The organism is Nostocoides japonicum T1-X7 (genome assembly GCF_001046855.1).
Classification (GTDB): Bacteria; Actinomycetota; Actinomycetes; order Actinomycetales; family Dermatophilaceae; genus Nostocoides; species Nostocoides japonicum.
The window spans coordinates 3,901,361-3,907,081 of record NZ_HF570958.1 but is presented as its reverse complement, the minus strand read 5'-3'; the positions used below and the strand labels follow the sequence as shown (position 1 = coordinate 3,907,081).

Sequence of the window (5,721 nt, the reverse complement as noted above, 5' to 3'; positions counted from 1 at the left end):
CGGGTGCCAGATGGCCAGGTTGGGTCGGCCCGTCGGCCCAACCGCCCACGGCCCACGGCCCACGGCCCACGGCCCACGGCCCACGGCCCACGGCCCACGGGGTGCTAGACCAGGCCGTGCCGGTGCGCATACACGGCCGCCTGGACGCGGTCGCGGAGGTCGAGCTTGGCGAGGATCCCGGCGACGTGCGTCTTCACCGTCGGAACGCTGAGATAGAGGCGCGCGCCGATCTCGGCGTTCGACAACGCCTCGCCGAGCAGCCGGAGCACCTCGCGCTCCCTCGGGCTGAGCTGGTCCAGGCGCGGATCGCGGAGCACGGCGCCGGCGCTGAGGAACGTGTCGACGAGCCGGTCGAGGACCGGTCGGGCGAGGGGCATGTCGCCGGTCACCACGTCGCGCACGGCCCGCACGAGATCCTCGGGCTCGACGTCCTTGAGGAGGTACCCGCTCGCGCCGGCCCGCAGCGCACCGATGACGTAGTCGTCGACGTCGAAGGTCGTGAGGACGAGGACACGCGGCGGTCCCGGTGCGGCGAGGAGCTGGCGCGTCGCTCCGATGCCGTCGAGGACCGGCATCCGGATGTCCATGAGGACGACGTCCGGCCCGAGCTTGGCCGCCAGCAGGACGGCGGCGCGGCCGTCGGCCGCCTCCCCGCATACCTCGATATCGGGCTGCTGTTCGAGCATGAGCCGGAAGCCGCTGCGAACGAGCGTCTGGTCGTCGGCGAGGAGGACGCGCGTCCGCGTGGTGGTCATCGCGGGGACCCCGAGCGCCGGGGCAGCCACGCGTGGACGCGCCAGCCGCCCTCCCGCGGTCCCGCGTCGAGCGAGCCGCCGTACAGCTCGACGCGCTCGCGCATCCCCGCGAGCCCGCGCCCGGAGCCGCGCTGGTCCGCCGGCCGTCCCGCGTCGTTGGCGACGTCGAGCTCCAGTTCGTCGCCGCGATGCACGACCCTGATCCGGACCGATGCTCCGGCGGCGTAGCGGGAGGCGTTGGTCAGTGCCTCCTGGACGACGCGGTATGCCGTGAGCCCGAGTCCCGGAGACGTGTCCCCCGCCGGGACACCCTCGCTCGTCAGCGTCGCGCCCGTCGCGCGAGCCAGCTGCGGCAGGTCGTCGAGTCCGGGCAGCGGCGCCGGATCGCCGCCGGTTCCGAGCAGCCCGAGCTGGCGGCGCAGCTCGGCGAGGGCCTCCTTGCCCGTGTTTCGCACGGCGCGGATCTGCTCGCGGGCCGGGCTGCCGGGCGGAAGGAGCTGCTCGGCCGCCCCCGCCTGGACGACCATGACGCTCACCGAGTGCGAGATGACGTCGTGCAGCTCGCGGGCGATGCGGCTGCGCTCGGCCTCGGCGGCGGCCGCCGCATACCGCCCCCGCTCGGTCTCCAGCTCCGCGGCGAGACGGCGCAGATCGACCGCCTGCCGGCGCGCCCGCTGGAGCAGCCACCCGGCAAGCGCCGGTCCGAGGACGAGCACGGCGGGCGTGAGGAAGACCTCGCCCCACGTCAGCTCGCCGGGTGACCGGTGCGCGTCGAGGATCTGCACGGCATACGTGACGAGGAGGAGCACGGACATAGCGGCCCAGCGGCGCCGCCCCCGCAGCTGCGCGCCGACGGCGAAGGCGACGACGAGAATGGTGACGAACGACCAGAGCGGCGTCGACGTCCCGGGTGCGAGGCCGTATCCGAGGAAGCCCACCGACGCGAGGACGGCCATCGCCATCGGCGCCCGCGTCCGGAGCGCGACGGAGCCGGAGGCCACCGCCGCGGGGAGGCAGGCGGCGGGCGCCAGTGCGGGTTCGGCGAGCGTGTCGACGACCGCCCAACCCGCCAGCAGTGCACCGAGGGACGCGTCGACGAGGAACGACGTCGAACCCTGTCGCAGCCGCTCCCACACGCCGAGGAGGGGTGAGCGCACGCGCTCACTGTAGTTCGCGGGGATGGTGTCCCGACTCGTTCGCGGGGATGAGTGGGGGTCGTTCTCGCGCAGGGTTCGGAGCGGTCCGCGGGACGGGGCACGACGTCCCGCGGACCGATGTCCGGGGATCTCCTCACGGCCTAGCGTGCCGGCATCGACTCAGCCATCCCAAGGGAGGACTCATGGAACACACCCCACGCCGTCTGCTCGGAACCCGCGCTGTCGCAACGCTTCTCGTCGTCGCGGCGGTATGCGACACACTCGAGCAGGTCCTCTCCCCCCTGACGGGCGGGACGACGTACGACGACCTCACGGCAATCGCGCATCACGAGGGCCAGTTCGTCCTCTCGGTCCTCGTCGGCATGGTCGGCACCCTGCTCTTCGTCCCGGGCCTGCTCGGGCTGACGGCCCGCACCGTGCACCGCGCACCCGTGGCCTCGCGCATCGCCGCCGCACTCGTCTGCGTGGGGTTCCCCGGCTTCGTCGGCGTCCGGATGGGCCAGGCCGCCGAGCTGCAGGCCGTCCGCGACGGGCTTCCGGCCCGGTCGACGGCCGACCTCGTCGACCATCTGTCCGCCAACCCGATCGGTGCCGTCATCGTCGGCTGCTTCCTCGTCGGAACCGTCGTCGGGGTCGTCGTGCTCGCCGTTGCCGTGTGGCGGGCGGGTCTTCCCCGGGTCGCGGCGGTCCTCGTCGGCGCCTTCGGGATCGCCGACATGGTCACCGAGGGCACCGTCCCCGGATGGATCAGCCACCTCCTCCTCGTCGCCGGACTCGGCTGGATCGCGGTAGCACTCGTCCGGGGCGAGCGCGCCGACACCGCGTCGGAGCGGCCGGCCGTGGCGCCCGACACCCTCGCCGCCTGACCCGTCGTGCTCGCCACGAGTCCAGCGGGCCACGTCCCGCCCGGCTATCGCGACCAGGACGCCCCCGCGCTCCTCGTCCGGGCCGGGTCTTCGACCAGACGACCGAGACCCTGCCCGACCCGGCGACGATGCGCGAGCCGGCGACGATGCGCGAGCCGCAGCCGATCCGACGAGTCGAGGGTGCGAACGGCTGGCATTACGTCTTGATGATGTATGTCGTGAACTTGTAATATGGCGGCATGGCCCTCCCGATCCGACCCGTCCCGGCACGGTCGGCGGTGCTGAGCCTGCTCCTCGGCTGTCATCCGCCCGCCCTTCCGGTGCGCGACATCGTGTCGGCGATGGAGCTGCTCGGCATCTCCGAGACGACGACCCGCGTGGCGGTATCCCGGATGGTCGCTGCAGGCGATCTCGTCGGCGACGGAGGCGAATACGCGCTCGGTAAGCGGCTGCTCGAGCGGCAGCGGCGTCAGGACGCGGCCGTCGAGCCGGCCACGCGCGCGTGGGACGGCTCGTGGGAGGTCGTCGTCGTCACCGCCACCCGGCGCCCGGCCGCCGATCGCGCCGCCCTCCGGGCCGAGCTCACCGCGCTGCGTCTCGCCGAGCTCCGCGAAGGCGTCTGGATGCGGCCGGCGAACCTCGACCGTCAGCCACCCGCCCACGATCGCAAGACGCGTGTCCTCGTCGCGAGGCCCGTCGACGATCCCGCCGGCCTCGCCGAGGAGCTGTGGGACCTGCCCGCCTGGGCCGCGGACGGACGCGAGCTGCTGGCGACCGCCGCACGTGTCGACGATCCGGCCGACCGGTTCGCGGTCATGGCCGCGACGGTGCGCCACCTGCTGACCGACCCGGTCCTGCCGCCCGAGCTGCTGCCCGGCGACTGGCCCGGTCCGCGCCTACGCGAGATCTACGCCGGCTACCGCGAGGAGCTGTCCGCGCTCCTGCCGACCACGTCCCATGGACGGACAGCAGGGCCGGCGTCCACGCGCCGGATCCCGACACCGCCGGCGCCCCCCTCCACGGCATCCCGACGCCACACCTCGAAGGAGACGACATGACCACCACCCACGACGTGACCAACCAGGTGCCGCCGCTCGTCGACATCGACCTGTCCGCATACCCGCCGCTCGTCGAGGGGATGCGGCGCGAGGGCGCGGCCTGGGCCGAGCCCGAGCTGCACGACGTCGGCAGGCTGGCCGGCAGCACGAAGGCGCAGGAGTGGGCCCGGCTCGTCGAGGAGCACCCGCCGGTCCTGCGGACCCACGACCGCTACGGCCACCGGATCGACGAGGTGGAGTATCTGCCGCAGTACCACGACCTCATGCGCACTGCCGTCGAGCATGGCCTGCATGCCGCACCGTGGGCCGACGCGCGGGAGGGCGCACACGTCGCGCGGGCCGCGAAGTTCTTCACGTGGAGCCAGACTGACGCCGGGCACACCTGCCCCATCTCGATGACGTATGCCGTCGTGCCTGCCCTGCGCGCGAACCCCGAGCTCGCCGCGGCATACGAGCCGCTCCTCGCCTCGCGCGAATACGACGACGGACTGAGGGTTCCCAGCACGAAGCGGGGTCTCATCGCCGGCATGTCGATGACGGAGAAGCAGGGCGGCTCCGACGTCCGCGCCAACACGACGCGCGCCACGCCGCTGCCCGACGGCAGCTACGAGATCGTCGGGCACAAGTGGTTCACGTCGGCCCCCATGTCGGACCTGTTCCTCGTCCTCGCCCAGGCCCCGGGTGGCCTGTCGTGCTTCTTCGTGCCACGCGTCCTCCCGGACGGCACCCGGAACGCGCTGCGCCTCCAGCGGCTGAAGTCCAAGCTCGGCAACCGCTCCAACGCCTCCTCCGAGGTGGAGTACGACGGCGCCCGCGGCTGGCTCGTGGGCGAGGAGGGCCGCGGGGTCCCGACGATCATCGAGATGGTCAACATGACGCGGCTCGACTGCACGATCGGCTCGGCGTCGCTCATGCACCACGCCGTCCTCGAGGCCGTTCACCATGCGCAACACCGGTACGCCTTCGGGGCCCGGCTCGTCGACCAGCCCGCGATGGCGGGCGTCCTCGCCGACCTCGCACTCGAGGCCGAGGCTGCGGCGACCGTCAGCATGCGACTCGCCGGCGCCACCGACCGGGCGGTGCGCGGCGACACCCACGAGGCCGACTTCCGGCGGGTGGCCGTCGCCGTGTCGAAGTACTGGGTCTGCAAGCGCGCTCCCGTGCACGCCGCGGAGGCCCTCGAATGCCTCGGCGGCAACGGGTATGTCGAGGACTCCGGTATGCCGCGCATCTACCGCGAGGCGCCCCTCTCCTCGATCTGGGAGGGCTCGGGCAACGTGGCGGTACTCGACACGCTGCGCGCCATCGCCCGGCAGCCGCATACGGTGGAGGCGTTCTTCACCGAGGTCTCCCTCGCCGAGGGTGCCGACAGCCGGCTCGACGACGCGGTGGCCCGGGTCCGCAAGGAGCTCTCCGACCTCGACGCGATCGAGTACCGCGCGCGCCGCGTCGTCGAGCAGCTCGCCCTCGTCCTCCAGGGGTCGCTGCTCGTGCGGCACGCGCCCGCGGGCGTCGCGGACGCCTTCTGCGCCTCGCGGCTCGGCGGAGACTGGGGCATCGCCTTCGGCACGCTCCCGGTCGGCGTCGACACGGCGACCCTCATCGACCGGGCCGCCGCCTGCTGACCGCTCCTCGTCGGTCTCGGACGGGTGGTGCACAGGCCCCGATCGGGTGCCAGACCGCCAGAGCCCCCGGCACGGGCACGACAGGAATGGTGCACAGGCCCCGATCGGGTGGCAGACCGCCAGACCGGCCGGGTGGGGCGGTCGGCTGGGGTGGCGCACAGGCCCCGATCGGGCGCCAGACCGCCAGAGCCCCCCGGCACGGGCACGACAGGAGTGGTGCACAGGCCCCGATCGGGTGGCAGACCGCCAGAGCACCTTCC

At 73.3% G+C, this 5,721-nt stretch carries 5 protein-coding genes; 3 read left to right on the top strand and 2 right to left on the bottom strand.

What is annotated here, in order from left to right; translation table 11 throughout:
• Positions 1-104: 104 nt before the first annotated feature.
• Positions 105-755, bottom strand: a complete 651-nt coding sequence (locus BN12_RS17700) for a response regulator (RefSeq protein ID WP_048556554.1) — start codon at positions 753-755, stop codon at positions 105-107.
• Positions 752-1,912: a sensor histidine kinase gene (locus BN12_RS17695; protein WP_048554518.1), complete on the bottom strand. Its 1,161-nt coding sequence runs from the start codon at positions 1,910-1,912 to the stop codon at positions 752-754. The genes BN12_RS17700 and BN12_RS17695 overlap by 4 nt, the downstream gene beginning before the upstream one ends.
• Before the next feature lie 182 nt (positions 1,913-2,094).
• On the opposite strand from BN12_RS17695, the gene BN12_RS17690 reads away from it, so the two are divergent.
• The 3 genes from BN12_RS17690 to BN12_RS17680 all read left to right on the top strand — a co-directional run bounded on the left by BN12_RS17690 (position 2,095) and on the right by BN12_RS17680 (position 5,461).
• Positions 2,095-2,778, top strand: a complete 684-nt coding sequence (locus BN12_RS17690; protein ID WP_048554517.1) for a hypothetical protein — start codon at positions 2,095-2,097, stop codon at positions 2,776-2,778.
• 239 nt (positions 2,779-3,017) lie between these two features.
• A complete protein-coding gene (locus BN12_RS17685; protein WP_083454738.1) occupies positions 3,018-3,836 on the top strand; it encodes a PaaX family transcriptional regulator C-terminal domain-containing protein in 819 nt (272 codons plus the stop codon).
• Positions 3,833-5,461 (top strand): acyl-CoA dehydrogenase family protein, encoded by a 1,629-nt coding sequence (locus BN12_RS17680; protein WP_048554516.1) that lies wholly within the window; start codon positions 3,833-3,835, stop codon positions 5,459-5,461. The genes BN12_RS17685 and BN12_RS17680 overlap by 4 nt, the downstream gene beginning before the upstream one ends.
• Positions 5,462-5,721 lie beyond the last annotated feature (260 nt).

Bases quoted from the DNA above. Each gene is read 5' to 3' on its own strand.
- BN12_RS17700 (WP_048556554.1), bottom strand. From the start codon at position 755: ATGACCACCACGCGGACGCGCGTCCTCCTCGCCGACGACCAGACGCTC.
- BN12_RS17690 (WP_048554517.1), top strand. From the start codon at position 2,095: ATGGAACACACCCCACGCCGTCTGCTCGGAACCCGCGCTGTCGCAACG.
- BN12_RS17685 (WP_083454738.1), top strand. From the start codon at position 3,018: ATGGCCCTCCCGATCCGACCCGTCCCGGCACGGTCGGCGGTGCTGAGC.
- BN12_RS17680 (WP_048554516.1), top strand. From the start codon at position 3,833: ATGACCACCACCCACGACGTGACCAACCAGGTGCCGCCGCTCGTCGAC.